The sequence below is a fragment of the Iodobacter fluviatilis genome (assembly GCF_900451195.1).
Taxonomy (GTDB): Bacteria; Pseudomonadota; Gammaproteobacteria; order Burkholderiales; family Chitinibacteraceae; genus Iodobacter; species Iodobacter fluviatilis.
This window is the reverse complement of sequence record NZ_UGHR01000006.1, coordinates 83,307-108,566: the sequence shown is the minus strand read 5'-3', so window position 1 is coordinate 108,566 and position 25,260 is coordinate 83,307. Positions and strand designations below refer to the sequence as shown.

21 protein-coding genes are annotated in these 25,260 nt (G+C 48.2%); 13 read left to right on the top strand and 8 right to left on the bottom strand.

Features of this window, described 5'->3' with window-relative positions; translation table 11 throughout:
* Nucleotides 1-19 precede the first annotated feature (19 nt).
* On the top strand, nt 20-577 hold the full coding sequence (locus DYD62_RS22180; protein WP_115230094.1) for a CNP1-like family protein: 558 nt from the start codon (nt 20-22) through the stop codon (nt 575-577).
* 74 nt (nt 578-651) lie between these two features.
* On the opposite strand, the gene DYD62_RS22175 is transcribed toward DYD62_RS22180, so the two are convergent.
* Entirely contained in the window at nt 652-1,860 is a 1,209-nt protein-coding gene (locus tag DYD62_RS22175) for a multidrug effflux MFS transporter (RefSeq protein WP_115230093.1), read from the bottom strand.
* Nucleotides 1,861-1,871: 11 nt separating this feature from the next.
* Entirely contained in the window at nt 1,872-2,402 is a 531-nt protein-coding gene (locus DYD62_RS22170) for a lipocalin-like domain-containing protein (RefSeq protein ID WP_165928759.1), read from the bottom strand.
* A 277-nt stretch (nt 2,403-2,679) separates the two neighbouring features.
* Between DYD62_RS22170 and DYD62_RS22165 the strand changes: the two genes are divergently transcribed.
* On the top strand, nt 2,680-3,570 hold the full coding sequence (locus tag DYD62_RS22165) for a LysR family transcriptional regulator (protein ID WP_165928758.1): 891 nt from the start codon (nt 2,680-2,682) through the stop codon (nt 3,568-3,570).
* Between the two features lie 39 nt (nt 3,571-3,609).
* Here the strand turns inward: DYD62_RS22165 and proB are convergent, their stop codons facing one another.
* Complete coding sequence (gene proB, locus DYD62_RS22160; RefSeq protein WP_207916724.1) at nt 3,610-4,734, bottom strand: glutamate 5-kinase; 1,125 nt, start codon at nt 4,732-4,734, stop codon at nt 3,610-3,612.
* Between the two features lie 106 nt (nt 4,735-4,840).
* Between proB and msrQ the strand changes: the two genes are divergently transcribed.
* Nucleotides 4,841-5,422: a protein-methionine-sulfoxide reductase heme-binding subunit MsrQ gene (gene msrQ / locus DYD62_RS22155; RefSeq protein ID WP_115230089.1), complete on the top strand. Its 582-nt coding sequence runs from the start codon at nt 4,841-4,843 to the stop codon at nt 5,420-5,422.
* A gap of 245 nt (nt 5,423-5,667) precedes the next feature.
* On the opposite strand, the gene DYD62_RS22150 is transcribed toward msrQ, so the two are convergent.
* Complete coding sequence (locus DYD62_RS22150; RefSeq protein ID WP_115230088.1) at nt 5,668-6,891, bottom strand: HD-GYP domain-containing protein; 1,224 nt, start codon at nt 6,889-6,891, stop codon at nt 5,668-5,670.
* Between the two features lie 57 nt (nt 6,892-6,948).
* On the opposite strand from DYD62_RS22150, the gene DYD62_RS22145 reads away from it, so the two are divergent.
* The gene (locus tag DYD62_RS22145) at nt 6,949-7,287 is read left to right on the top strand and encodes a 2Fe-2S iron-sulfur cluster-binding protein (RefSeq protein ID WP_115230087.1); all 339 of its coding nucleotides are present in this window, start codon (nt 6,949-6,951) and stop codon (nt 7,285-7,287) included.
* 167 nt (nt 7,288-7,454) lie between these two features.
* Here DYD62_RS22145 and DYD62_RS22140 read toward each other — a convergent pair whose 3' ends face one another.
* On the bottom strand, nt 7,455-8,213 hold the full coding sequence (locus tag DYD62_RS22140; RefSeq protein ID WP_115230086.1) for an IclR family transcriptional regulator: 759 nt from the start codon (nt 8,211-8,213) through the stop codon (nt 7,455-7,457).
* 110 nt (nt 8,214-8,323) lie between these two features.
* Here DYD62_RS22140 and hmgA point away from each other — a divergent pair, with 110 nt between their 5' ends.
* The 4 genes from hmgA (at nt 8,324) to DYD62_RS22120 (ending at nt 14,401) form a co-directional block, all read left to right on the top strand.
* A complete protein-coding gene (hmgA, locus tag DYD62_RS22135) occupies nt 8,324-9,610 on the top strand; it encodes a homogentisate 1,2-dioxygenase (protein ID WP_115230085.1) in 1,287 nt (428 codons plus the stop codon).
* Nucleotides 9,611-9,837: 227 nt separating this feature from the next.
* The gene (fahA, locus tag DYD62_RS22130; RefSeq protein WP_115230084.1) at nt 9,838-11,142 is read left to right on the top strand and encodes a fumarylacetoacetase; all 1,305 of its coding nucleotides are present in this window, start codon (nt 9,838-9,840) and stop codon (nt 11,140-11,142) included.
* 417 nt (nt 11,143-11,559) lie between these two features.
* Nucleotides 11,560-12,189, top strand: a complete 630-nt coding sequence (gene maiA / locus DYD62_RS22125; RefSeq protein ID WP_115230083.1) for a maleylacetoacetate isomerase — start codon at nt 11,560-11,562, stop codon at nt 12,187-12,189.
* 253 nt (nt 12,190-12,442) lie between these two features.
* Nucleotides 12,443-14,401 (top strand): acetoacetate--CoA ligase, encoded by a 1,959-nt coding sequence (locus tag DYD62_RS22120; RefSeq protein WP_115230082.1) that lies wholly within the window; start codon nt 12,443-12,445, stop codon nt 14,399-14,401.
* A gap of 124 nt (nt 14,402-14,525) precedes the next feature.
* Here the strand turns inward: DYD62_RS22120 and DYD62_RS22115 are convergent, their stop codons facing one another.
* On the bottom strand, nt 14,526-15,554 hold the full coding sequence (locus DYD62_RS22115) for a CHAT domain-containing protein (RefSeq protein ID WP_115230081.1): 1,029 nt from the start codon (nt 15,552-15,554) through the stop codon (nt 14,526-14,528).
* A 483-nt stretch (nt 15,555-16,037) separates the two neighbouring features.
* On the opposite strand from DYD62_RS22115, the gene DYD62_RS22105 reads away from it, so the two are divergent.
* The 4 genes from DYD62_RS22105 (at nt 16,038) to DYD62_RS22090 (ending at nt 20,690) form a co-directional block, all read left to right on the top strand.
* Nucleotides 16,038-16,547, top strand: a complete 510-nt coding sequence (locus tag DYD62_RS22105; protein ID WP_115230079.1) for a DUF1993 domain-containing protein — start codon at nt 16,038-16,040, stop codon at nt 16,545-16,547.
* A gap of 354 nt (nt 16,548-16,901) precedes the next feature.
* Complete coding sequence (locus DYD62_RS22100; protein WP_115230078.1) at nt 16,902-17,585, top strand: iron-containing redox enzyme family protein; 684 nt, start codon at nt 16,902-16,904, stop codon at nt 17,583-17,585.
* A 196-nt stretch (nt 17,586-17,781) separates the two neighbouring features.
* Entirely contained in the window at nt 17,782-19,167 is a 1,386-nt protein-coding gene (gene gltX, locus DYD62_RS22095) for a glutamate--tRNA ligase (protein ID WP_115230185.1), read from the top strand.
* A gap of 602 nt (nt 19,168-19,769) precedes the next feature.
* A complete protein-coding gene (locus DYD62_RS22090) occupies nt 19,770-20,690 on the top strand; it encodes a LysR family transcriptional regulator (protein ID WP_165928757.1) in 921 nt (306 codons plus the stop codon).
* 66 nt (nt 20,691-20,756) lie between these two features.
* On the opposite strand, the gene DYD62_RS22085 is transcribed toward DYD62_RS22090, so the two are convergent.
* Nucleotides 20,757-22,265, bottom strand: coding sequence for a class I adenylate-forming enzyme family protein (locus DYD62_RS22085; protein ID WP_115230076.1), 1,509 nt, complete (start codon nt 22,263-22,265; stop codon nt 20,757-20,759).
* Between the two features lie 31 nt (nt 22,266-22,296).
* Nucleotides 22,297-23,697: an aminotransferase class I/II-fold pyridoxal phosphate-dependent enzyme gene (locus DYD62_RS22080; RefSeq protein ID WP_115230075.1), complete on the bottom strand. Its 1,401-nt coding sequence runs from the start codon at nt 23,695-23,697 to the stop codon at nt 22,297-22,299.
* A 411-nt stretch (nt 23,698-24,108) separates the two neighbouring features.
* On the opposite strand from DYD62_RS22080, the gene DYD62_RS22075 reads away from it, so the two are divergent.
* Nucleotides 24,109-25,095 (top strand): DMT family transporter, encoded by a 987-nt coding sequence (locus DYD62_RS22075; protein WP_115230074.1) that lies wholly within the window; start codon nt 24,109-24,111, stop codon nt 25,093-25,095.
* Nucleotides 25,096-25,260: the final 165 nt, after the last annotated feature.

Genomic DNA, 25,260 nt, shown 5'->3' with positions numbered 1-25,260 from the left:
CAATATTTTCAGGATAAATATGCAACGTTTATTACTTATTACCCTCCTTGCCCTGCCTTGCCTTGCCAGCGCATCTGAATACAGTAATACCACTCCGCCGGGCATAGAGCGGGATGGTGGAACAACATTTTCACGCTTACTCAAAGACACACCACTACCCACGCCAGAAGAAAAAGAATTCAACAAGCCTGACCCAAAAAAACTCGAAAAGTGGCAGGAATTCAGCGCAAATTATGACTCCAGAATGAATAAATTTGAAATTGCACTGGATGGCATTGTTGTGGGGCAAGACGATATTGTGCGCTATGCCGTTGCCGTAACCAGTAAGGGCAGCAAGGTCAGAAATGTCAGCTTTGAAGGGATTGATTGCAAAACTAGGCAATACCGCAGCTACGCCTATTTAAGCGGCGATCAGTGGCAAAACCTTAATCGCCCGTGGGAGCTGATCTTTAAAGATAAGCGCAATGGCTATCAATACAAGCTGGCCAAAGAGTTTTGCTGGGGCGGATCGCCCTCATCTGCAGAAAAAATTATCGATTCAATGACATCGAACGAACCACTTAAGATTGTTCGCTAGGGCCTGAACTCTCCGCCATAAATGCAGGGCATAAAAACCGCTTATGCCCTGCATTATTATTCATTAAATAGCTATCAGGCAGACTTCAAAACAAAGTGAGGCTCTGCCCTATAGATACGAAATAACATCAAGCACGACGAAATGGCAATTAATAAATAGAGTAAAGCCAGAGGCAATAAATTATCGACCGGTAATAAGCTGGAGATATACATAACCCCCCCAGCACAGAGTGTAAGAGAAAAGCCAAGCAAAGAACTGGCTAACCCAGCTAAGGCAGGATACATCGACACACTGCGGGCCATCATATTCGGAAAAATGACCCCTGAGAAAAAAGTAATCAGCAGGGTTGGAATAATCAGGCTGAATAGATTCAAACCCCATTGCAATGCAAGCGCCACCATTACAATACTAGTGAAAATATTAATCATAGCAGCGGAGCAACAAAGGCGGGCAGCCGCAATACGCCCTGCAATAATCCGGTTACTAAATACCCCGGAGAAATAAGCGCCCCCCATTGCCAAAGCTACATTTCCAAAAAAAACCGGTGAGCGATGCAATACGTCCTGAACCATAAAGGGTGCGCATAAATTAAAACTCAATAATACGCCATAGCAAAGCCCCATAATTAAAAAACACAATTGAAACTCGCGATTGGCATAAATCATCTGCGAATTTTCAATAATCAATTTTAATTTAAGTGGAACCGTTTTTTTCAGAGACTCTTTCAGCCCGAAAAACACAATTAAAAATAAAACCACACCATACGCAAGCAAGAAATACAGGCAAGACTGCCAGCCCCAATGAGTTTGCAATTGGGCCCCAAGTACAGGCGCAACAATGGGCCCCATTCCCCAGCCAATGACCATATACGTCATCACATGAGCCAGCTCCTTCCCTGTAAAGTGATCTGGTGCAAGCGCCTTCATCACTACTGAGCCGCAAGCTACGCCTAATCCCTGCACCACCCTTGCTGCAAGAAACCAGGCAAAGTGATCCGTCGAAAGTAAAAGCACACTCCCCAGCAAATAAAGCCCAAGCCCAAGCAGTAAAGTAGATCTCCTTCCCCACGCATCAGCCAGAGGCCCGTAAAACAATTGCCCAATAGCAAAACTCAATAAATAGGCAGTTACACTTAATTGTATTTGCTGTTGGCTGACACCAAAATCGTGCCGCATTGCCGGCAAGGCGGTGACATAAATATCGATCGCCATCTGCCCTATCGGCGACAGCATAATAATTAAGCACATCACCAGAGAAGGATGATTGGGGAGCTGCTTTTGCATATATGCTTCCCTTATGCCGCAATCAAACGAAACTGCTGATCGGCAGCCTCAGCACTCTGCTTAACGGCAAAACGCTTACGCCAGACTAAGTGGGTAGTCATTTGCTTGCCACGGTAAGGCGAAGCCTGGCATGTGCTTAGTTCAAGCCTGTCGCCTTGCAAATGAAGACGGCGAAGCAATGAGCAACCAACCCAATTAGGAAAGAGACTAGTTTGCATATGATGCGTAATTAAGCCACTAAAAGAATGCTCTGCAAGGTCATTCGCAGCAGGCTCAATTTCCACCTCATATAAACCTGAGTATGCAAAATAACTTGCAGCAGCAAGGCTTAACTCTGCTGCCGTTTTTTCATGCAGATTGTCTGAAGCAAAAAACGGTCGCTCACTGTCCATAATTTGCACAGACATATAGCCTTCTGGCGTGTACATAATCATTCCCTGAGGCTGTTCTCCCATAGGAAAAGCAACACTGCCATCCTCTGCACGCTTCAGATAAGACTCAAGCACCCATGCTCCTGCCAATATTGCTTTCAAATTAACCACTTCAATCTTTCTCCATTATTTTTTATATTGCAAAAAAAACGCCAAGTTTTTCAAAGCGTTAAGTAAGCAAACAATTATAGATTGAAGATAAAAGAGACTGGAATCGACAAAGCTGCATGACCGCATTGCAGTTTTATAGCTACCTATCAATAAAAAATGGAATATTTTATAAGCATAAATAAAAACTGTGGCACAATCATCCACAAATGCTGAATAATGATGTATGGATAAATTAATCAACATTCGCGCCTGTAACACCAAACCCCGGCAGACTGGAATGGACTGGAATAACGTTCGCTACTTCCTGGCAATCTACAAAATGAAAACGCTTGCAGCCGCAGCCAACCTGCTCGATGTAGATCAGGCAACCGTAGGCAGGCGCCTGAATGCACTGGAGCGGCAATTAAATACTCGCTTATTTCTACGCACCACGGCGGGAATGATGCCCACGCCTTTTGCTGACCTGTTGTTACCTCAGGCATTACGGCTGGAGGAAGCCGCACTGTCGATGCAAAAAACGGTACAAGATTCAGATTTGAGACTGGCCGGGCTGATACGCATTGCCACTACCGATACACTGGCGCAATTCTTTGTTATTCCAGCGGTGGAAGCACTACAGAAACAACACCCTGATATTGAAGTTGTGCTGTTAACAGGGGCGGAATTAGTCAATATGAACCGGCGTGAGGCAGACATCGCCCTGCGCACGATCCGCCCTGAATCGCCTCTGTTAATTACCCGAAAACTGATGGAGCTTACGGTATCGCTGTATGGCTCAGCTCATTACTGGCGCACGCACTCTACGCCTGCCCGGGGAGAGCATTTCACTGGTCACACCCTGTTACTGCCCTTGCAGCCTACAGGCTGGTCAGAACCTGAGCAGCTGGCAGGAGAAAGTATTGATCAGGGAAAAATTGGAATGCGCTGCAATACGCTATTTAGTTTATGCGCCGCAACCCGCTCAGGCCTTGGCATCACAGAATTACCTGATTTTCTTGCCCATGAATATCCTGAGCTGCAAGCCGTCTGGACAGAACGCCGGCGACGGTATCCGGTATGGCTGGTCGCTCACCCCGACCTATACAAGACAGCAAGGGTGAGAGCTTTGATCGATGCAATTTGCATAGCCGCTGCAGCATACCCATCCTTAGTCCCTGCCTTTACATAAGGCCCATCAAGAATAAACAAAGGTTTACAGCGGGCTTGATTAAACCATCAGCACCATATTATCGCGATGGATCAGCTCTGATTCATCGATATAGCCCAGAGCCGCTTCGATTTGCCCTGTGGGCAAACGCATAATCCGGCGGGTTTCGGCGGCACTGTAATTTGCTAGGCCACGGGCAATCTCTACCCCGGCCGAATCCACACAGCTCACCACATCTCCGCGCAGGAAATCGCCAAGCGCTTCTTTAACGCCAATAGGCAGCAAGCTGGAGCCTTGCAAGCGCAGCGCCCGCACCGCACCAGCATCCAGCACCACACTGCCTTTAAGCAGCAGATGATCGGCAATCCATTGTTTTTTGGCCGCGATGGGCGTTGATTGTGCAGTCAGCTGCGTACCAATCCGCTCACCACGGGCTAAGCGTGCTAATACTTCATGCTCACGACCACAGGCGATCACGGTAGAAGCGCCGCTTCTGGCTGCGCGCTTGGCAGCAATAATCTTGGTATACATGCCGCCCGTACCCACACTGGAGCCCGCGCCGCCCGCCATATCTTCCAAGCTGGCGTCCCCAGCTTCGGCTTCTTCCACCAGCTTAGCATCAGGGTTGGAGCGCGGATCAGCGGTATAAAGGCCGGTTTGGTCGGTCAGAATAATCAGCGCATCACCCTCAATCAGATTGGTCACCAAAGCGCCAAGGGTATCGTTATCGCCAAATTTAATTTCGGCGGTGACCACCGTATCGTTCTCATTAATAATGGGAATCACGCCCAGATTCAGCAGCGTCATCAGGGTAGAGCGGGCATTGAGATAGCGGGTACGATCAGCCAAATCTTCGTGCGTGAGCAGAATTTGCGCAGTTTTTAAACCATAGGCGCGAAAAGCACTCTCATAAGCTTGGCACAAGCCCATTTGCCCGACAGCAGCGGCAGCTTGCTTTTCGTGTACGGAAGTCGGCTTTTGCGACCAGCCCAAGCGTGCCACGCCCTCTGCAATGGCGCCGGAAGAAACCAGCACCACCTGTTTGCCCATTTTTGAGACTTCGGCAATCTCCTGCGCCCAGCGCAAAAGAGCGGCGTGATCGAGACCACGGCCTTCATTGGTAACCAAGCTGGAGCCAACCTTCACCACAATTCGGTGCGCGGCGTGAATAATGCTCTGCGACATAGCCATTTCCTTATGCGAGGATTGGCATTATACCGGTAAGGCGGCTTATCAGATTAAGCAGTATCAAACGACTAAACCGCTAACCCCACTTTAAGAGTCTGCCGTAATGCGCTTTAGTAAACCTCTGCTTTTTATCGCCTGCCTCCTACCGCTGGCCTGGATCTTATTTGCTACCGGGCAAGCGGTTAATCCGATTGAGTTTTTAACCAGGCAAACGGGCACATGGACGCTTAATTTCCTGCTGATTACCCTAGCTGTTACACCGCTGCGCCGCCTGAGTGGCTATGGCAAGCTGCTGCTTTACCGCCGCATGCTGGGGCTGTATGTGTTTTTTTACGCTTTTATCCACGCGCTGACTTTCTTTGTATTCGATCACGGCTTAGACCCGGCCGCGATCTGGCACGACGTGATCAAACGCCCTTTTGTAACCGTTGGATTTTTGGCTTTTGTTTTGCTGATTCCACTGGCCGCCACATCAAATCAGGCAGCGATCCGCAAGCTAAAACGCCAATGGCAACGCCTGCATAAGCTGGTGTATCTGATTGCCAGCCTAGGCGTGCTGCATTATCTGTGGCTGGTAAAACGGGATTTAAGCACCCCGCTTATCTATGCTGCGATCTTGGGGTTGTTATTCTTAATGCGCACGCCAATGGCGAGGCGGTTGGATGGGAAGTTGAAGTTTCTGTAAGCAAAGCATTAAAACCCTAGGTTCTATAGACCCAGCGCACAAACCTTTATCAACAGAGCAAATCAGTTTTTATAGGGTGTACAACGACGCAGTCGCTGTGCACCAAAGAACGGTGCGCAAGGAAAACAACTTGCACACCCTATAAAAATCGGCTTTTTTGCTGTGGTTTGTCTTTAGTGATAAAGATAGGTCACGATAAAACCTATGCCCGTCCTAAAAGTTTTTCTCTATGTGCTCTGTGTCTTTCACCCTGGAGGAATCAAGAAACGGGTAACGTCGATTCCCCATTTATCCGCCGATTCATGCCCGGTAATACGGTCTGCTCCGCCCAGCCCCATAGGTTTGGATAAATCAATTTCTACCGGGGGGATATAAGTATTGGCCTTGGTGCTAAATACAGCCTTCACTCTTGGCATTAATAAATTACCTTCGTTTTGCTCCAGCACAACGGCCAGGCGGCCAGATTCTAATTTAACCAGAGAGCCCACGGGGTAAATGCCCACAGTCCGCATAAAGGCTTGCACAAGGGTGGGATTAAAATGGAATTTACTCCATTCCCATAATTTTTTTAATCCTTCTGATGCAGGCATTCCCTTGTGATAACAGCGATCAGAAGTAATGGCATCGTATACATCCACCACCGATGCCATTTGCGTTAATTGCGTAATATTTTCACCGGGTAATTTATGCGGATAACCACTGCCATCCATGCGCTCGTGATGATGCAGCGTAATTTCTAAAGGAATTTCGCCAATTGAATCCACCTGCGACAATATTTTAAAACCCTCCATGGGGTGAGAGCGCATCACTTCAAATTCTGCTTCCGTCAGCCTGCCGGGTTTATTCAGAACTTCATTGGGTACCATGGTTTTACCCGTATCGTGCAATAAACCACCAATACCCGCCTGCCGGATTAATTCCGCAGGAAAATTCATACTTTTTGCAAAGGTCACCATCAGCGTACACACGCTTACCGAATGCAAAAAGGTATATTCGTCTTTATCTTTAATTCCGGATAAACCTAATAAAGCGCTGCTATTTCTCAATATAGAATCAGTAATGGCCTCAACAACTTCTTCTACATCGTCCATTTGAATGGCTTTACCCATACGGGCATCCTGCATCACAGACCGCACCAACAAATGCGCCTGCTTATGGATTTTTTTAGCGCGGGACATTTCCTCGGTTGTTGAAACCTGAATAATCGGAGCGGGGGCGGTGGCGACTTTAACCATCTCGGCCTCAATCGATGCATTCACTTCGTCCACAGTTGGGGCATGGGCATAATCCAGCCCTCTGTCGGTATCGATATAAACTTCATGAGCCCCGGAGGCGATGATTTTTTGTAAATCTTCGTCCGTTTTAACTACAAACTGCTTACGCAAAAAGGGATGGTCCATCCAGTCCACATTCAGATCATGGATATACATACCGATCTTTAGTACTTCTGTGGGTATTTTCTTGATCATGGCCAGTTACAATGTGGATTGTTCCTTCATCTTAGAACTAAGCGTTGCTCCCCGCACATGTACAAATTAACTTTCATCAACCTGCAAGATTCCACCCGTCTGGAATGCGAGGCTGCGGCAGAAAGCATGCTCATTTCTGCCGTCAGATCATTAGTCAGCGATGGCAAATTACAACTGGCGTGGCGCTGCGGTCAGGGAACTTGTGGCGCGTGTAAAGTACGCTTAGAGCATGCAGGCAGCGGCAATATGGTGACGCTGGGCGGCAAAGAAAGGAACGTCATGATCCGCCATGCGGGACTGGCCGCCGGCTCCCCGCTCACCATCCCCGATACACCCGAGCTGGTGCGACTGGCCTGCCATATTCAAATCAAGAGTGATTTAACGATTTATGTTTAACTGGCTTTGCTAAACCTTGAACCATAAAGGGCGCAGAGAACCCCAGTAAAACACACTATCGCCATAGCCTTTTTACAAGACATACATCGTAAATACACCCGCTTTCCTCTGTGAAACGCTGTGCCCACAGTGTGTGGTTTAAGGCTTAACCATCGTTCGAAATCACCTCAAGCCGCCCCCATCCTGCGGCTGATCGCTTGTGTGGCGGCCAATAATTTTTGTACCAGCTCGCTTTTTGCAGTGGGTTGCAGAGTGGATGAAGAAGAGCCCACCACCGTTACCACAGCAATAATCTGACTACGCGCATCAAATACCGGGGCAGAAATAGCGTCTACGCCGCTGATCAGCAAGCCTTGAATGCTGTGCCAGCCCTGGCTGCGTATTCCCGCCAGCAGCGTATTGATTTCCATGGCTTCTGCCTTGGCAAGTGCCGCTTCCTGCAATAAAAGCTGCAGCTCCTGCTCTGGCAAATACGCGCTGAACACAAGGCCCGTGGCCGATTTAAACGCAGGTAATACTGATCCAACCTGAGTAATCAGGCTGATGGATCTGAGCGCCTGCTCCACTTGCACCACGGTTGCGCCTTTATTGCCCCATACCGCAAAAAATACGGTTTCATTCAGCTGATCGCGCAGATTCAAAAGATAGGGCGTGGCAACTTTTAATACGTCCATTTTACCCAGCGCAATCAGGCCTACACGTAAGGCTTCGGGGCCGAGTGCGTAATGATTACTGCTGGAGTCCTGCTCGGCAAAACCTGTGGTGATGAGCGCCTGCAAATAGCGGTGCACCTTGCTGGCAGGCATTTGCAAGGAATCAGCCAGATGCGTCAGCGAGGTGGCCGGGGCCAGATCAGCCAAAGCTTTTAATACTTGAGCTGCCACTTCTGCCGAGCCAACGCTTTGCCGCCTGTCATTTTCTGCCATGCTTTTTTTACCACTGAAATACAAGGATGGGCGTTTATAGCTTGACGGGTATTTAAAATCAAATTATGTTTTGCGTAAACCAATTACGCATAACGTAAAAAGGACTCGTCATGTCACACGCTACTTTGTCTTACCTATCAGGGTTTGGAAATGAATTCGCCAGTGAGGCATTGGCGGGAGCCTTGCCAGAGGGGCAGAATTCGCCGCAAAAAGCCCCTTATGGCCTCTATCCTGAGCAATTTTCTACCAGTGCCTTTACCGTGCCACGCTCCGAGCTGCGCCGCACTTGGATGTATCGTATTTTGCCCTCAGCCGCACATGGCAAATTTGAGCGTTTAGAAAAACAACGCCAAGGCTGTCAATTAGGGGCCATCACCCCTAACCGCCTGCGCTGGGATCCGCTACCTGTTCCTGATGCCCCCACTGATTTTATTGACGGCCTGATCACTATGGCCGCCAATAGCGATGCGCCGGAAGGCATCACCATCCATCTTTACCGCGCCAATCGCTCCATGCAGCGGGCATTTTTTAATGCAGACGGCGAAATGCTGATCATGCCCGAGCAAGGCCGGCTGCGCCTTGTTACTGAGCTGGGCATTTTAGAAATAGAACCCGAAGAAATTGCCGTGATTCCGCGCGGCATGAAATTCCGCGTGGAGCTGCTGGATGCCGCTGCCTGCGGCTATATCAGCGAAAACCACGGCTCGCCTTTCCGTATCCCGGATCTGGGCCCCATTGGCAGCAATGGTCTAGCCAACCCACGCGACTTTTTAACGCCAGTGGCCGCCTACGAAGATGTGGATCAGCCGACACAGTTGGTACAAAAATTTCAGGGTGAATTCTGGGCTACCACCATGAGCCATTCGCCCTTTAATGTAGTGGCTTGGCACGGCAACAGCGTGCCGTATAAATATGATCTGCGCCGCTTTAACACCATAGGCACCGTGAGTTACGACCATCCCGATCCTTCTATCTTTACCGTGCTCACCTCGCCATCAGCGGTGACTGGCCAGGCCAATTGCGACTTTGTGATTTTCCCGCCACGGTGGATGGTTGCTGAAGACACCTTCCGCCCACCTTGGTTTCATCGTAATCTTATGAATGAGTTTATGGGTCTGGTGCGTGGCGAGTACGACGCCAAAGCCGGTGGTTTTGTACCTGGCGGCTGCTCCCTGCATAACGTAATGAGCGCCCACGGGCCGGATGCTAGAACTTTTATCAATGCCAGCAATGCGGCATTAAAACCGCAAAAAATCGAGCGCACTATGGCGTTTATGTTTGAAACCCATGCCGTGATCCGCCCAACGCAATACGCACTGGAATGCGCACAGCTTCAAACAAACTACGACGACTGCTGGGCAGACATGCCCAAAACATTTAATAAAAACCAGATTTAATAAGCGCGTATAGCAACGAGCGCTAAGTCCTAAACCACAGAGGACACAGAGTGCACAGCACCACAGTGGCTATCGAGGTACGCCCTCGCATGCAGACTGCTATCCAAACTACGGGTCTAAAACAATTGAACTTTGTTTTTCCTCTGTGAAGCTCTGTGGCCTCTATGCTCTCTGTGGTTCAAGGTTTAGCGCTCTATGACACACTTTAAAACCCAACGGAGCCTCTCATGACTTCCACTACATATCGCCTCAGCTGGGTTACTTCTGCTAATGATCACCGTGATTTCCCGCTGCAAAATCTGCCTTTCGGGATTTTCAGCCCCGAAGGCTTGCCGCCGCGCGGTGGGGTGGCGATTGGTGATTATATTTTTGATTTGCAAACCGCAGTTGAGAACAGCTTATTTACTGGCGAAGCCCTAAGCGCGGCACAAGCCGCCAGTGGTAAATCGCTCAATGCTTTTTTTGCCCTGCCTAGCAGCGCAAGGCTGGCACTGCGTGAGCGGCTGTTAGAGCTGCTCGATGCTGATTATGCCCAGCTGAAAAGCCTGCAAGCGCAAGGCGAAGCCCTACTGCGCCCTGCCAGCGTTTGCAAAATGCACTTGCCTGCAAAAGTCGGCGATTACACCGATTTTTATACCGGCATTCATCACGCAGTAAACGTCGGCAAATTATTCCGCCCGGATAACCCACTGCTGCCTAATTACAAATATGTGCCGATTGGCTATCACGGCCGCTCCTCGACCATTTACCCAAGCGGCTTTGCCGTGCGCCGCCCACTGGGCCAAACGCTCAAGCCTGGCCAAGAAGTGCCAGCGCTCAATCCATCAGCCCGTTTAGATTACGAGCTGGAGCTGGGGATTTGGATCGCGGGCAGCAATCCGCAAGGCGAGGCGATCAGCATTGCCAATGCAGCCGAACATATCGCCGGTTTCTGCCTGCTTAACGATTGGTCGGCGCGTGATTTACAAGCATGGGAATACCAGCCGCTAGGGCCTTTCCTTGCTAAAAACTTTGCCACCACCGTGTCGCCTTGGGTGGTGACGGCTGAAGCGCTGGCTCCATATCGTGCCGCTCAGCCTGCCCGCCCCGAGGGCGATCCGCAGCCGCTGCCCTACCTTTATGATGCCGCCGATCAGGCCAATGGCGCTTTTGATATTGAGCTGGAAGTGTTGCTGCACACCGCAGCACAAAAAGCCCAAGGCTTGCCTGCGCATCGTTTGGGCTTATCCAACACGCTGAATATGTACTGGACTGTGGCGCAGCTGATTACCCATCACACCGTGAACGGCTGCAGCCTACGCTCTGGTGATTTACTCGGCACCGGCACCTTATCCGGCCCAACGGCAGATTCGCTGGGCAGCCTGCTGGAGCTGAGCAATGGCGGCAAACAAGCGATCAAGCTGGATTCCGGCGAAGAGCGCTGCTTCTTAGCCGACGGCGACGAAATCATTATGCTGGCCCGTTGTAAAAAAGAAGGCCACCCCAGCATTGGTTTTGGCGAATGCAGGGGGGTGATTTTAGCTGCGAAGTAAGTTTCGTAGGGTAGGCTAGCCCAGTTGTTTGGGCGTAACCCACCGTGCATCGATTTAGTTGTACAGGTGAAACTCTTTAGTGCCTTCGGCACGTTTATTTAGGAGCGGTAGCCACCGCTGGGGCCTTCCTTTCTTGAACGGCCAAGAAACGAAGCCAAAGAAGGCCGCCCCACGAAACGCGAAGGCCCCTGCACTGCGGACAATCGAGTCGGCGGCAGGCGGGATTGGCTCGCTGCCTCGCTCCCTGGCCGAAACCCCGCCCCGCTTGTTCCTCGCTCCGGCGTGTTTCAAGGGGACTTAAAGCCCTATGCGGAGATCGTTGTTATTACGTTTTTTCATTGTTTGCTGAAAAAATGCAAATGGCTTAACGCACAAGGGGCTTAACCGCCCTACGACAAATATAAATAAGGTTTAAGCATGGAACTCTACGGCTATTACCGCTCCACCTCGTCTTACCGTGTGCGGATTGTGCTGGCGCTCAAAGGGCTGGCTTATACTTCCGTGCCGGTTAACCTGCTCAAGGGCGAGCAAAAAGACGCGGCTTATCTCAGCGTTAATCCACAGGCACGCGTGCCTGCACTGCTCGATCAGGCGCAGGAAGCCATTATCCAATCGCCCGCGATTATTGAATATCTGGAAGAGTGCTACCCAGAAACAGCGCTACTACCCAAAGATCTGTTTGAGCGGGCCAAGATTCGCGGCATGGCAGCACTAATCGCTTGCGATGTGCATCCGCTGCATAACGTCAGCGTGCTCAACTATCTGCGCAAAAACTACCAGTGCAAAGAAGATGATATTACGGCGTGGATTAATGAGTGGATTAGCCAAGGGCTGGCTGCGGTTGAGCAGCTTATTGGCGAGAGCGGCTATTGCTTTGGCGAAATCAGCCTGGCCGACGCCTACCTGATCCCCCAACTCTACGCGGCCCGCCGCTTTAATGTACCGCTGGATGCTTACCCAAAGATATTAAGAGTAGAAGCCCTAGCTAACGCACACCCGGCCTTTATCGCAGCCCACCCGCAAAATCAGGCAGATAGCCCGGATTAAGTCAAAAACCAGACCAATCCACACCTTAAAACACGGAGAGAAGGAGAAGAGCACGGAGAAAAGCTAAGCCAAATAAAAACAAGCTCGCAATCTAACTGAGCTAAGAAGTCATTTTTCTCCGTGCAACTCTGTGTTTCAAGATTTGGGTTTTATGTAAAGCATTATCGTTATAGCCCTCTCCCCTTACCCTCTCCCGAAATGGGCGAGGGGGAAAAGTAGCGCCTTTGGCGCAGTTTTATCTAAAGGAATCGACATGCAAGAAGCGCTTTGGACGCCCTCACCCGAGCAAGTTGCTGCTACGCAGATGGATGCGTTTCGCCGCCATATTAATCAGGCGCATGGCCTTGAGCTGGCCGATTATGCACAGCTGCACGCTTGGAGCGTGGCGCATCGGGTGGCATTCTGGCTGGCAATTGTCGATTTCTTTGCCATCAAATTTAGCCAGCCTGCCAGCGAAGTGCTGACTGAAGGCTCAGAAATGCCGAGCGCGAATTGGTACCACCAGACCAAGCTTAATTTTGCCGAACATCTGCTGCGCCGCCGCGATGCACACCCGGCTCTGATTTCTATTGCAGAAGATGGCTCGCGCGAAGTGCTGAGCTATCAGGAGCTGGCCGCCCATGTAGCAGGTCTGCAAAAAAGCCTGAGTGAGGCCGGTGTAGGCTATGGCGATCGTGTGGCCGCGATGATGCCCAATACCTGGCAAACCATTGTTGGCGCATTGGCTACCGCCAGCTTGGGCGCAACGTGGTCTTCTTGCTCGCCCGATTTTGGCACACAGGGCGTCACCGATCGCTTCGGCCAGATTGAGCCGAAAGTATTGATTGCCTGTGCTGCCTATCGCTACGCGGGCAAAACACTGCAACTGGCAGATAAGATTAAAGACATTGTGACCCGCCTGCCCTCGGTTGAGCATTTAATTATTGTTCCCTACGCCCATGCAGAGGCGCAAGCAACCAGCTTTAAAGCAGGCAATGCCAAGGTTACGCTGTGGCAGGATTTCTATCAAGCCGGTGGCGAGCCAGAATTCACACCTACTGACTTTGCTCACCCGCTCTACATCATGTATTCCAGCGGCACCACCGGCGTGCCCAAGTGCATCGTGCACGGCGCAGGCGGAACCTTGCTACAGCATGTAAAAGAGCTGGGCCTGCACACCGATCTCACCATGAGCGACACGCTTTGCTACTACACCACCTGCGGCTGGATGATGTGGAACTGGATGGTATCCGGCCTAGCCTTGGGCGCAAGCATTGTGCTTTACGACGGCTCGCCGTTTCACCCCAAGGCCGACCGGCTGATTGATTTAATTGATGCTGAGGGCATCAGCATCTTTGGCACCAGCGCCAAATATCTGGCCGCGCTAGAGAAAGCCGACTCCAAGCCCATCCATACGCACCGACTGGATAAGCTGAAAGCTATTCTTTCCACCGGCTCGCCGCTCTCGCATGAAAGCTTTGAATACGTTTACCGCGATATTAAACAAAACCTCTGCTTATCTTCTATCTCAGGTGGCACGGATATTATTTCCTGCTTTGCGCTGGGCAACCCTGCCCTGCCAGTCTGGAGCGGCGAGCTGCAATGCAAGGGCTTAGGCATGGCGGTGGAAGTATGGAGCGATGCAGGCCAGGCGGTGGTGGGTGAAAAAGGCGAGCTGGTTTGTACACGCCACTTTACCGCCATGCCAGTCAGCTTTTGGAATGATCCGCTCGGGGACAAGCTGAAAGCGGCTTACTTCAGCCAATACCCTGGCGTATGGGCGCAAGGCGATTACGCAGAAGAAACCATCCACGGCGGCATCATTATTCATGGCCGCTCTGATGCGGTGCTCAACCCGGGCGGCGTGCGTATCGGCACGGCAGAGATTTATCGTCAGGTAGAAAAACTGCCAGAGATTTTAGAATCGATCGCCATCGGCCAAGATTGGGACAACGATGTGCGCGTGGTGCTGTTTGTGCGCTTACGTGAAGGTGCTGAGCTTTCTGATGATTTGCAAAACAGCATCCGCCAGGTGATCCGCAGCAACACCACCCCGCGCCATGTGCCTGCCAAAATTATTCAAGTGCGGGATATTCCCCGCACCATCAGCGGCAAAATCGTCGAGCTGGCCGTGCGTAATGTAGTGCACAACCGGCCGGTAAAAAACACCGATGCGCTGGCTAATCCAGAGGCGCTGGAGGAGTTCAGAAACCGGGCAGAGCTGGCTTCTTAGCCCCCGGGCCAGTTACAAATTTGAAGCGCTGCTTTTACGCTGCTTGTGGCGTAATAAGCAGCGCTTTTTTTACTTCAGCTTACTTTGCTAAACACGCCAACGAGGTTAGGCGTTGAGCACTACGTCAAAGCAAATAAAGCCTGAATGGATAAGAGTAAAAGATTTGATCACTGCGGCTATTCGCCCGGGAATCCTGATAGATACGCTTACGTGCACTAAACAAGGCATCCATCGAACTCTGCCCTTGGTTTAAGCCTGTAAAAAAGTAGCGCATCGTCAGCGTTGAGGAGTTACCAGATTCGTTGCTAATAATGGGTGCCAGATAGTGATGTGCACCGCTGCGGCTTGCAGCATCAATAAAGGGCTTACTCAATCCCAGCTGGCAAGAATCAAAATAAACCAATCTAAACTTAGCATCACCAAACTCATCTGCATTCATATGCTCCTTCAGGAGCACTGAATCGTCTTTATCTCCGTCATTTGCACCGAAACCTGGCACCACAAAGCCATGTGCGCTGATGATTAAAAAATCAGCATTTGCTTTAGCAAATAATTTTGGCCCGGCACTTTTAGCCGCATAAAGACTTGATCCCGGGTAGTAAGCCCTCACTTCTCCCGCGCCGTTGTCCGGATCGGTTTCGGGATCACGCACGATCAATCCACGAGATTCTGCGCCAAAGCCAGGTATTTGATCCTGATCTTTGGGTGCCCCAAAACTAAACGCGAGCGCCTTTTCAACAAATAATGGCTCACCATCAATGGGCAATAAGTCCAGAGTAAAGTGCATAAAACGGGGCTGGATATTAAACACAATGCAAGAAGCCTGACGCATAGCGGGTATCAGCGGGCCAAACAGTTCTTGAGAAAGCCCTTTTAAGCGCGTATCAAAACGCTCATCCAGCTTTTTGTTTTTTTCCAGTATTTCATAAATCTGACGAAACTCTTTTGAGATCATTTTTGCAGAGCGTCTGGATTCAACCACCGTTGCATCCTCATCCGACTGCAGCAGGATACGATCATTTTTTTCCTGCAGTGAAATAACTAAGCAACTCGCTCCTGCTTGTGATCCCGACAACATCAAAATGGCAATCAGCGTATTACGCAGCCAGCTGCGCTTAAGCGGCTTAGTATTTAAATTGACCTTAAAATTCATAGTGCATCACTCCTTTGAAATGGCGGCTAAAATTCCAAAGGCATAATTAATACACGAAACATACAAAATCATCACCAAAACTTTCCAGTTACTTTTCACGCATTTAAGCAAACAAACAGAGCAGGCCAATCGACAACAAAACAGCATCAGCGAGGTGTGCGCCGCAACAACAAGCCGGCAGTGATGCACGACTGACGCAGAAGGAATTGCCAGGAACTAAATAAGCCCGTTTACTTTCCCCTTTATGCCAACGCTTATCCTGCCTGCTTAAGCGTGGAGTAAATGGTTTCTATGCACAGGCAGATACTGCATCAGCCTTGCCTTAATCTGCAGCTTCCTGCCAGAGCCTTTGATCGAATGCTGATTCGCAGCCCTTGTAAAACGAGAATGAAAGGCGAAATAAGCAAGCTGCCATTGATTAATATCTCCCTGCCCCCATCTATGGCTACGCGGATCTGCCGCTAAAACTGATCAAGGAACATTATGTCCATTTCTATGTACACCGCCAGCGTTCCCGTTTTTAAACAATTACTTACTGCTCTTTCTGATGTTTTAGCCAAGGCAGAAACTCACGCCGAAGCGCACAAAATTGACCCAACCGTTTTGCTGCAAACCCGCTTATATCCAGATATGTTTCCGCTGGTACGCCAGGTGCAGATCGCATGTGATTTTGCCAAAAGCGTCCCTGCCCGCTTAGCCAATGTTGAAGTACCGGCATACGAAGACAATGAACAAACCTTTGCCGAGCTGCAGGCGCGCATTTCTAAAACGCTGGCCTTTATCAATGGCCTGAGTGCCGCACAAATTGATGGCAGTGAAGCCTTAGAAATCGTACTGCGCCCCGGAACACCTAAGGAGAAAAAACTCAGCGGTCAGGCCTATCTGCTCTCTTACGGCTTGCCGCAATTTTTCTTCCATGTCACCACCACTTACGCACTGCTGCGCCACAACGGTGTAGAAATTGGTAAACGCGATTTTATGGGCGCATTCTAAGCGGCCAGCCCTGCATCTGAAGATGCAGGGCTTTTCATAAGAGCAATCATTTCATCATGCCCGCAAAGGGCATTTTTTATATCAGTACAGCGCCGCGCAATCACGTTCAGCCCCCTTTCTGCTTCGCTCAGGCACGTCATAAATACGTATTAAATATATAAAGCCATCCATTTATCAGCCATCCGTTTTGTCTGATAGCTGCCATTCAAAAATGTGAATAGACGATATAAATTTTTTTAATTAAAGTTCAATCACTGAATCAGCACACAAAAACCAGCCAATTCATATATCAAGCAAAAATATAAATACAAAAACCATACAAACTGTTTATTATTTACCATACCGGAGCAAGCCATGAATCTGCCACAAGATCTGAAAAACTTTGTCGAAAACTCTATTGATGAATTAAACCTGAGAGAGCACCCTTACTTTAGTCATTTACTAAGTGGCCAATACTCTAAAGAGCAATTTATTCAATCACAAAATCAATTTTCTTATTTGGTTAAACACTTTTCGCGTTCTATGGCATCGGTTATTGCCAATATCCCAAGCGATTTAACGCGCACAGCAATTGTGGGTAATCTGTGGGAAGAACATGGCCATGGTGACCCGGCCAAAGTGCACGGCAAAGCGATTCTTACCCTGATTGACCGCTTAGGCGGAGATTCAAATCAATTAAATGAAAAGTACGCATCAGAATCCATCCGAATTTTCAATATTGCCTTACGCGGTATTTCTGTTTTTGAAGACTACAGAATTTCCACCGCCGTATTTGGTGCAATTGAAAGAGTATTCGTTAATATCTCTTCATTAATTTGTGAAGGAATTATTGAGCAGGGCTGGCTAACAGAAGACCGCGTGATTCACTATGCCTTGCATAAAGAAATTGATACCAAACATGCCGAAGAGTTTTTAGAAGTCGTCGTTGACGACTGGAATCATGATGAAGAAAGTAAAGAATTAGTGAAAGTAGGAATACGCTTGGGTCTGCGCTTATTCACCAATGTATACAGCGATTTTGCCCGCGAATTAAATTAAAGACGAAGGGCACTCTGATTGCCATTCAGCTATCAATTGCAATGGATTGAGCGGGAGCCCAGAGTAAAAGCTGGACTCCCGCTCATGCATAGAACGAAATAAATCAGAGCATCCCCAAATATTGGCTGATAACGGAGAGGCATTCTGATGCCTCCTATATATGGCCTTTCAGCCGTCATCTATCCGGATCGATTTTATGACTGTACGTACTCGTTTTGCCCCTAGTCCTACGGGCTTATTACATATTGGCGGTGTACGCACCGCGCTGTTTTCATGGGCGCATGCTCGCAAAAATGGCGGCGCATTTGTGCTGCGTATCGAAGACACCGATTTAGAGCGTTCCACACCCGAATCTGTGAAAGCCATCATGGATGGCATGCATTGGGTGGGTATCGACTACGATGAAGGCCCGTTTTACCAAATGCAGCGCATGGATCGCTACCGCGAAGCCGTGAAGCAACTCTTAGCCAGTGGCCACGCCTACCCTTGTTATATGTCCAAAGAAGAGCTCGATGCCATGCGCGCAGAGCAAGAAGCTTTGGGCTTAAAAGCCAAGTACGATCGCCGCTGGCGGCCGGAAGAAGGCAAGGTACTGCCAGAGCCGCCTGCCGGTGTGCAGCCCGTACTGCGCTTCAGAACGCCACTGGATGGCGTAGTAGCATGGGATGATCTGGTGAAAGGCCGGATTGAAATTGGCAATATCGAGCTAGACGATCTGATCATCGCCCGCCCCGATGGTACGCCGACCTATAACTTCTGCGTGGTGGTGGATGACTGGGATATGGGCATCACCCAAGTGATTCGCGGTGATGATCATGTGAATAACACGCCCCGCCAGATTCATATTTTTAACGCGCTGGGCGCAGTCGTACCGCAATTCGCCCATCTGCCGATGATTCATAATGATCAGGGCCAGAAATTATCCAAGCGCCGCGATGCCGTTAGTGTGGTGGATTACGACCGGGCCGGTTATCTGCCGGAAGCCCTGCTCAACTACCTAGCGCGTTTAGGCTGGGGCCACGGTGACGACGAATGCTTCACCATGGCGCAATTTGTAGAATGGTTTGATCTGAAAGACGTATCGGCCAGCCCAAGCCGCTTTGATAAAGAAAAGCTGCTGTGGCTGAATGCACAGCATATCAAGGCCGCCGATACTCCCCGCTTGGCCGATCTGGCTAAGCGCTTCTTGGATGAAAAAGGGCTTGATCTAAGCCATGGCCCTGCCTTGGCGGATGTGGTGGCCCTCTTAAAAGAGCGCGTACAAACCATTGTTGAGCTGGCTGCCGAAGCAGAATACTTTTACCAGCCGCTGACGCCTTCTGATGAGATTGTGGCCAAGCATTTAACGAGCGACGATCTGGCCCGCCTGAGCGCCTTTGCCAGCGAAGCTGCAGCACTGGAAGCATGGGATACCGCGGGCATCTCGGCCTTTATTAAAGAATTTTGCAAATCGCAGGGCGTAAAGATGGGGCAGGTGGGCATGCCGCTGCGCGCCAAAGTCTGCGGCACCACGCATACGCCCTCGGTGGATGCGGTGCTGGCTTTGCTGGGGAAGGCTGAAGTATTAAAACGCCTAGCTTAAGCATTGCCATATAAAAAAACCGGGCTGAATGGCCCGGCTTTTTTATGCCCGGAACCCAAGCTGGCTTTATTGTGTACGCCAAACGCCAGCGGGCAAATCGCAACTATTTATCATTTTTTGTACATTCAGACACGCTGAAAGTACAAATTACAAAACAAGCAATGGATTGCTGATCAGCAAAAGAAAATGGACACATCTATGAAAAAAATAGCGCCTTTCGCCATCTAGCGCGCGAAAATGCCAAACAAGCCGCTGCGCACGGTGCTATTCCCATCAACAAAGCCCTCCAAACACTTACATCACTCGCAAATTAATCCAGCAATATATTCTGATACACATGCATTATGCATATAATGCGCTTTCTTGATAATTTTGCTCAACTTGCGAATGTTTGATAAATTTTGTCAGAATCAATCATCCAAGACGATCTGTTCACATCAAGCCTTGCCGGACAGAAGCAAAAAACCTGAGCAAAACCAATCCGTTTTATTCAAATAAATCACCACGCGATATTATTTAATAGTCTTGAACTGCAATGGCTTACTGGCGCAACGCACTGCGTTGTATATTTTCTCTTGCTTATGGACGTTAGCCCAATATTCATGGACCTTACCCAGTTAAAAACATTTGTTACCGTTGCTGAAGAAGCAAGCCTTACACGTGCCTCTGAAGTTTTGTTTTTAAGTCAGCCAGCCGTGAGTGCTCAGATCAAAGCATTAGAGGCCGAACTAGGCGTTACCCTTTTTCAGAGAACTGCGCGTGGTATGACGCTCACCATGGCGGGGAATGTTTTAAAACAAGACGCCATGCGTGCACTTGATGCCGCCAAACATGTCTTTTCCCGCGCACTTTCTTTTCGCGATGGTTTAAGCGGCGAATGCAATATAGGCACCATTTCTGAGCCTGTAATGCTGCGTTTAAGTGAGCTACTCTCATCGCTGATGGATTTACACCCGGGCTTATCACTCCGGCTTTCACAAAGTATTTCCGGCACGGTCATTGATCAGCTGTTAGAAGGCAAATTACATGGCGGCTATGTAATTGGCCATATTGATGATGCCCGCATTGCCTCCATTCCTGTACGCCCTATTACCTTACGTATTGTCGCCCCCTTTAACTGGCTGGATAAAATAAGTGGCGCAAAATGGGAAGACATTGCTAGGCTGCCCTGGATTTCCATGCCCAAAAAATGCTCATTCCACCAAATCACCGCCAATATGTTTGCAAGGCATGGTTTATCTCCCAGCAGCGTCGTCGCGGTGGATCAGGAAACAACCCTGCGTAAATTAGTGGCATCAGGAATAGGCCTAGCACTGATGCGGGAAGATGTGGCGCTTGATGCAGAAGCCAAGCAGGAATTAGTCATCTGGCCTCAGGGCACTGAAACCAGCCAGTTGCATTTTATTTATCTGCGCTCCGAAGCCCAATCCCCCATCGTGCAGGCACTCAGCCAGAGCGTACAAACAGTTTGGCAATTAGCAGAACAGCATGCTGATTCAACGCTTAGCTTAAAAGCATCATAAAAAAAACCCCAAGTCTGGCGAAAATGCCAGCTTGGGGCTTACAGGGGTAACTAATAATATTGATGGTTAACTATTTGCAATCAGCTTCTGTAAATCACTCACTCGCACTTTCCCGCTAGGTGTATAGGGAATATGCGGAATCTGTTTGCACGGCCCCAGCAAAACAGAAGCATCGTTGGCCACTTGCTTAATTTTTTCCAGTAAACGCTGCGAATTGCTGCTTTTATTTTTCAGGCTGTAAATACATTGCACTTTATCGCCGGATGAATCATCAACCATCATCATGGCTACATCATCAATGCAGGGTAATTCTCGGATAGCATTTTCTAATTGATATAAATGCGCCACTTGCCGGCCCCCGCCCGAGCGGTTCAATAAAAACAAGCGGCCAAAATCATCCAGATATCCCTGATCAGGGCTAATAAAATACCGGAGCCCGTCATTTAAAATAATGAATTGCCCGCCTCCCTCAACATAATCATCCATAGTCATATAACTGGCAATTCCCACTGTGCCTGTTTGCCCCGCAGGCAATACATCACCTTCATTTGAAAAAATAACGATATGATTACCATCATATGCACGGCCAACGCTTTGAGGATGCCTTAAAAGATCTTCAGGCTCTGCAATTGCATTAACCCCTGATTCTGTTGTGCCATAATACTCATAAATAACTGGGCCTAAATTATCAAGCGCCCGCTTTTTCTCTACCTCAGTAAAATTACGCCCGCCTACCAAAACCCATTTAAGCGCATCAGGTTTAGCCAGCTGATTTTTTTGTCTGTAGCTGATTACACTTGCTAATAAAACAGGGCTAAATACGGTTGCCGTAATATTGTAGCGATCCAGATATAAAGCCATCATTTCTGTATCACTGCTGTCAACTAAATAGAGCGTAGCCCCTAAGGACATAAACAATCGGGCCCAGCCATTTCCGGCCGCATGGTACATCGGCATACTGACCATAAAACGATCACTGCGGTTAAAGCCGTAACGCTCAGAGAAATATTGAAAACGCCGCTGATCAAAAGATTTGCTGCGTAATACCGCTTTAGGCAGCCCAGATGTACCCGAGGTAAAACCAATCGCCCGAAAAGCCCGGTCAGAAGGAGGAATCACACAACCCAATTGATGCTGATTTTCACCAATAGAATCAAGAATAGCCATACTTGGTGAATCTAAATCAAATAATACGCTGCCCATTTCATGGCTCTCCCCCATTACGGGCATTTCACCATGCAAATTTAGCTGAACGGATGACAGCAATATAATATCAACACCAATTTTTCTGGCCATTTCCTGAATGGTTGCTAATGGCAAGGTGTAATCAATCCCCACTACAGGAATAGATAATGTTGCAAATGCGGCTAACCACGGAAATAAATCAATCCGGTTATTACATATATAGCATGCCTGCTTTGGCATATTCCCGCCATAGCGCTTAATTAGATAGGCAACCCGGCGCTCTGTCTGGCTCTTTAGCTGGTTCCAAGTCATCTGCTCATCATAATGCACAATGGATACCTGATCGCCCTGCTGTTCTGCAATTTCATTAATTTTATTAAGCGTTAACATGATTATTCCTTTAGCAATATGAAGTTAGTTTTTAAATAGTCAGAATGGCAATGCCTGTTTTTTTTATTTCTTCCATCTTTTTAAATATTTCATCTGTCATTTGCTCGCCAGGAACAACCAATGGCACGCCAGGTGGATATGGAATAATGAAACGGTCGGAGATTATTTTCTGCACAGATTGAGAAACCTGTTGACGCTGTAAAGCAGCCAGCCCGGCCAGAATCGCTGAAACAGCAGGTGGCTGAATCCCAATATGAAAGTTAAGTAAAATAGAATTCTTGGTAATTCTGTTTACATAAACACCATGTTCATTAAACAGATAGGCCTGAACTTCTGCTGCAGGCATGCCAAGGCCATTAATATCAATAGATACTTTGCAAGGATCTTGTTTAACAAACGCATTCATATCGCCCATATCCGGCATGGAGCACAAATGGTAGCAAGACCATTCAATATTATTTTTCAGCTGCTCTTTAAAGTACTCAGCTAATTGCAAGGCATTGGCCACGCATTGCTCACCTTCCCCTTCCATCTGTGCGCGTGCCATATCAAGCGAGCCTAAAATAGGGTAGCTGGGCGAGGTGCTATGAATGCGGAATTTGGCAATATTTAATCGCTCTCGCAATGCTTCCGGCCCCCGGAAATGAATCATCGAAGCCTGGCGCAAAGTGCTCAGCGATTTATGTGATGACTGAGTGCAAATCACTTCTAAATCAGGATATTCATTCATTAAATGGCCGATATTCATGGCCGTAATTTCTTTTAAGTCAGGATTAAAATAATTAGCAGCACCCCATGCCTCATCAATCAAGAACTTGCGGGTACGAATGCCTGATTTAAGCAATAAACTCAGAATTTTTGGCACATTGTAAATAACGCCCTCGTAGGACTGAGCAGTTAAAACAATCACTTCATAGCTGCGCCCTGATTGCTCCATGCTTGCAACTGATTGCAAGAGTGAATCGATATTCCATGCGCTGCGCTCACTTTTTTCGCAATGAAACTCTGATCTGACGTAATCAAGAGGCGCGCCCAGCGTATCGAAAATAAAGTGAATAGACTGATGGCAGCTCTTATCAATCAGCACAGGCCCCTGATGCTGATATAAAGCCGTGGCTGCAATTTGATTACTTGTGGTTGTACCCGTTGTGACATACAGCGTGCCATCAGCACCAAACAAGCGGGCGGCCATATCTTCTGACTCTCTGATCACAGAGCTGGAGAAGAAAAAACTATCAAATAGTTTTCCTGTTGTTGTTAGCTCGCATCCTAGGAAGCGATCGCCATAAATAGATTTATATTTTTCGTTTAATTCGCTATTAACAATCGAATTACCATTAAAAACGGGCAGTGCATGAAATGAGTGCTTTGTTTTCTCTCTTAAAGCGAGCAAAGCATCAGCAATCGGTGTCTTGTATTTATCAGCAAACATTTTAAAAATCCCCAGTTAATTAATTTTTATAAATAGTGACTAATGATTTAATAAGAAAGCAATAAACATGAAGGTATTAATTGGTTCAGCGCTTGGCGCCGATGTGTGTACTTTATGCTTAAGTGAATTAAAGGACTATTCGTATGTTTTGAGGGCATCTATCAGCTTAACTGATGGGGCTGTCATCAATGACCTGCACTACTAATCATTTATAGAGAGAAAAAAATCACAAGCAAAAAACACACAACACATTGTTTTATAAAGAAAAATATAAAACGACCGCAAATATAATCAGCTATCAGCACAGGTGATAGCTGCCCTCATAAAATGTGAATAGATTTAAACCATTTATTTAATTAAAGTTCATCCGTCCTCTGGTGAAACACAAAACAAACTAATTGGAGTTAAGTCATGCAAAAGAATAAATACGCAACAGGAATTATGTGCTGCTTGGGTGCAACCCTTTCGTGGGGGGCCATGTTTCCGGTGATGAACGATGCGTTAAAATATATGGATCCATTTACCTTTACAGCATTACGCTATTCAATTGCCGCAATTGCCTTTATTGCCTTGCTTGTTTTTCGTGAAGGGAAACAATCATTGTCTTTAAAGGGAGAGCGCTGGGGCCTAGCCTGGCTTTTTGGCTCAGCCGGTTTTGCAGGTTTTGGATTTTTAGTCTTTCTGGGGCAGCAGCTGGCAGGTGAAGGCGGTGCACTTACCGCCTCGATTATGATGGCGACCATGCCCATGCTTGGCTTATTTGTAATCTGGGGCTTGCGTAAAGTTCGCCCGCCATTGTTTTCATTTGGCTTTATTGCGATGTCATTTATCGGCGTACTGCTGGTCATTACCAAGGGTGATATTCATTCGGTATTAGCCGCACCATCCAGCTATAAAGCCAATGTGCCTTTGATCTTGGGTGCTTTGTGCTGGGTCTTTTACACCGTTGGCGCTTCTTATTTTCCAAAATGGAGCCCTTATCGTTACACCGCACTCACAACCATTCTTGGCCTGACTACTGTTTTTGCTGTGGATATTGTTCTGATGTCGCTGGGTATGATTCCAACTCCAACCCTTGCCGCAACTTTTAAAGTTGCTCCTCATCTGATCTATATGGCTTTGATTGCTGGTTTTGTGGGCGTGCTGTGCTGGAATATCGGCAACAAGATTATTACCCCGGTAAACGGCGTACTGTTTATGGATGTAGTGCCTATCACCGCGTTTACGATCTCTACCATCAGCGGTGTCATTCCTGATTCAATGCAAGTAGCTGGCGCATGCATCACCGCAGTTGCCTTACTCCTGAATAATTTGTATCAGCGCCGGATGTTAAAAAAACAAGCTGCTGCTACCCCATTTACCCCGCAGGCTGGCCTTGCTGCACAAGCTGCACGATAGTTATGTCTGCCAATAAAAAAGGCGGCTCCAGCAGGAGCCGCCTTTTTTTATTTTATTTTTAACCATGCAATAGTCCGGCTGTAAGATTTTATTTTTTCAAGCTGATTCAGTAAGAATTTTTTATTTATAAATAGTAAATAAAAGTGCAAGCCACACGGAACTTAT

Excerpts from the sequence above, each read along its gene's own strand:
- DYD62_RS22180 (WP_115230094.1), top strand. The coding sequence starts at position 20 with ATGCAACGTTTATTACTTATTACCCTCCTTGCCCTGCCTTGCCTTGCC.
- DYD62_RS22175 (WP_115230093.1), bottom strand. The coding sequence starts at position 1,860 with ATGCAAAAGCAGCTCCCCAATCATCCTTCTCTGGTGATGTGCTTAATT.
- DYD62_RS22165 (WP_165928758.1), top strand. The coding sequence starts at position 2,680 with ATGGACTGGAATAACGTTCGCTACTTCCTGGCAATCTACAAAATGAAA.
- proB (WP_207916724.1), bottom strand. The coding sequence starts at position 4,734 with ATGTCGCAGAGCATTATTCACGCCGCGCACCGAATTGTGGTGAAGGTT.
- msrQ (WP_115230089.1), top strand. The coding sequence starts at position 4,841 with ATGCGCTTTAGTAAACCTCTGCTTTTTATCGCCTGCCTCCTACCGCTG.
- DYD62_RS22150 (WP_115230088.1), bottom strand. The coding sequence starts at position 6,891 with ATGATCAAGAAAATACCCACAGAAGTACTAAAGATCGGTATGTATATC.
- DYD62_RS22145 (WP_115230087.1), top strand. The coding sequence starts at position 6,949 with ATGTACAAATTAACTTTCATCAACCTGCAAGATTCCACCCGTCTGGAA.
- DYD62_RS22140 (WP_115230086.1), bottom strand. The coding sequence starts at position 8,213 with ATGGCAGAAAATGACAGGCGGCAAAGCGTTGGCTCGGCAGAAGTGGCA.
- hmgA (WP_115230085.1), top strand. The coding sequence starts at position 8,324 with ATGTCACACGCTACTTTGTCTTACCTATCAGGGTTTGGAAATGAATTC.
- fahA (WP_115230084.1), top strand. The coding sequence starts at position 9,838 with ATGACTTCCACTACATATCGCCTCAGCTGGGTTACTTCTGCTAATGAT.
- maiA (WP_115230083.1), top strand. The coding sequence starts at position 11,560 with ATGGAACTCTACGGCTATTACCGCTCCACCTCGTCTTACCGTGTGCGG.
- DYD62_RS22120 (WP_115230082.1), top strand. The coding sequence starts at position 12,443 with ATGCAAGAAGCGCTTTGGACGCCCTCACCCGAGCAAGTTGCTGCTACG.
- DYD62_RS22115 (WP_115230081.1), bottom strand. The coding sequence starts at position 15,554 with ATGAATTTTAAGGTCAATTTAAATACTAAGCCGCTTAAGCGCAGCTGG.
- DYD62_RS22105 (WP_115230079.1), top strand. The coding sequence starts at position 16,038 with ATGTCCATTTCTATGTACACCGCCAGCGTTCCCGTTTTTAAACAATTA.
- DYD62_RS22100 (WP_115230078.1), top strand. The coding sequence starts at position 16,902 with ATGAATCTGCCACAAGATCTGAAAAACTTTGTCGAAAACTCTATTGAT.
- gltX (WP_115230185.1), top strand. The coding sequence starts at position 17,782 with ATGACTGTACGTACTCGTTTTGCCCCTAGTCCTACGGGCTTATTACAT.
- DYD62_RS22090 (WP_165928757.1), top strand. The coding sequence starts at position 19,770 with ATGGACCTTACCCAGTTAAAAACATTTGTTACCGTTGCTGAAGAAGCA.
- DYD62_RS22085 (WP_115230076.1), bottom strand. The coding sequence starts at position 22,265 with ATGTTAACGCTTAATAAAATTAATGAAATTGCAGAACAGCAGGGCGAT.
- DYD62_RS22080 (WP_115230075.1), bottom strand. The coding sequence starts at position 23,697 with ATGTTTGCTGATAAATACAAGACACCGATTGCTGATGCTTTGCTCGCT.
- DYD62_RS22075 (WP_115230074.1), top strand. The coding sequence starts at position 24,109 with ATGCAAAAGAATAAATACGCAACAGGAATTATGTGCTGCTTGGGTGCA.